We start from the raw sequence: 2,084 nt of genomic DNA, 5'->3' as shown, positions 1-2,084 counted from the left end.
GGGGCTGTCGGGAAATAGACAGTTAATAAAAAATAGTATAATGGATATCCATTATATTATTTTTTTATGCAAAAAAGAAAAAAAGGAAGGTTAAAAATAACCTTCCCATTTCCGTTATATAATATGATATTATATAACTATCATGAACAATTACTATTATAACGATTATTTTGAAATAGGGCAACAAAAAATTGCGAATTTTAATCTTTATCAGATTGGATTACCTGAAGACGATGCAGTCTACACCTTAAAAAAAGTATTGGAGGAGTTGAATTTTGACCAGCTTACAGCTAGGTACAGTAATAAGGGAAGAAAAGGGTACAATCCAATTATGATGTACGCACTTATAGTCTATGCAAATATGCGAGGAGTAAGAAGCGTTGATAAAATTGTGGAATTATGTGAAAGAGATATATGTTTTATGTGGCTTGCAAAAGGTGAAAGACCTAAAAGAGATGCCTTTTATAACTTTATGAACGATAAAGCTACTACCTATATAATGGAAAACCTTCATTATCAATTTGTTAAAATTCTTGAAAAAGAAGGACTTATATTTCTTAAATCTTTATTTATAGATGGTACAAAATTTGAAGCAAATGCTAATAGATATACCTTTGTATGGAGAGGAAGCATCAATTATCATCTTTCAAATCTACTTTTCTCCATAGAAAAAATTTATGAAAGATACAATAAACTTTTAACTTCAAATGGTTACGATGATAAATATAGTCTTCATGAAGAAGAAATGTTTGTCATAGAAGGAATAGACAAAGTCAGAGAGATTATTAGAAAAAACAAGGAACGAAAGCTCAGTAAGAAAAAGAAAATTTCTAATAATAAGGTAATAAAAATATCCAATATATGTCCTGTTAAACTTCTTGACCTTCAGACAAACCTTACAAAGATTGCTAAGGAAGAAGATATTATTTTTGTAGAAGGTAGAGGGCAGAAAAAAACTGAACTTCAAAGAATATATGAAAAAGTTGAAGAATATGGGGAAAGACTCATGAAGTATAAGGAATCCTTTGAAATAATGGGGGATAATAGAAATAGCTATTCTAAAACTGATGTAGAGGCTACTTTTATGAGAATGAAAGAAGACCATATGTTAAATGGACAATTAAAACCAGCATATAATGTACAGATTGCAGTGGAAAATTATTTTATTATTCATACATATGTAAGTTCAGATAGAACTGACTATAACACTCTTATACCAATAATTGAAAAACACCATGAAATGACAGGAGTAAAGTTGGAAGACATTACTGCTGATAGTGGTTATTGTAGTGAAAAAAACCTGCTATATCTAAAAAATAATGATATAGAAAGTTATATAAAGCTTCAAGAACATGAAAAAAAGAAAACCAGAAAATATTATCAGCAAATAGGAAAGCACTATAATATGAAAAGGGTAGAGAAAACTGATGCAAATGGAGATAATCAAGTCTATTACATATGTCATGCCAATAGGGAATTAAAGTTAATTAGAGTAGAGACCCGAAGGGAAAAAGGTTTTTCAAGGACATATAAAGTATACGGATGTGAAGATTGTAGCGGATGTAAACATAAATCAGAATGTCTATACAACTATGATGAAGATAAAGATCTAGAAAAGAACAAAGTAATGAAAATCAATGAAAACTGGGAAGAACTAAAGAAACACTCAGAAAAAAATATACTTAGTGAAAAAGGCATTAAAAACCGTCAAATACGCTCTATACAGACCGAAGGTCATTTTGGGGATATTAAAGAAAATGATGGAATAAGAAGATTTAATCATCGTTCTAAGAAAAAAGTCTATAAAGAAATGATGTTTTATGTCATGGGAAGAAATCTTAATAAATATCATAGATTTTTACAAGGAACTTTGAAGAGATTTGAGCCTAAAAATACTGAAAAAGTAGCTTAGTAAAATTTACAAAATAAATATGTACTAGGTTTTTTTGTTGTGTCCAGAAATAATTTTCTTGTCAAAAAATAGAAAATGCTTAAAAACTTACTTCTAGTTAAAATTAAGTTCTTAAGCATTTTTCTTTATTTGTGGTCTGGCGAGTTAAAATTTGCTATTTTCCGACAGCCCC

General features: G+C 29.0%; 1 protein-coding gene. It reads left to right on the top strand.

What is annotated here, in order from left to right:
• The first annotated feature begins 142 nt into the window (after positions 1-142).
• The gene (locus tag V6137_RS20915) at positions 143-1,912 is read left to right on the top strand and encodes an IS1182 family transposase (protein ID WP_425449889.1); all 1,770 of its coding nucleotides are present in this window, start codon (positions 143-145) and stop codon (positions 1,910-1,912) included.
• Positions 1,913-2,084 lie beyond the last annotated feature (172 nt).

This window comes from Dethiothermospora halolimnae (assembly GCF_037577855.1).
In the GTDB taxonomy this organism is placed as follows: Bacteria; Bacillota; Clostridia; order Tissierellales; family VENL01; genus Dethiothermospora; species Dethiothermospora halolimnae.
Note: the sequence above shows the minus strand (reverse complement) of the source record. Positions and strands in the feature narration are given on the sequence as shown.

Coding starts and splice junctions, on each gene's coding strand:
- V6137_RS20915 (WP_425449889.1), top strand. CDS start 143: ATGAACAATTACTATTATAACGATTATTTTGAAATAGGGCAACAAAAA.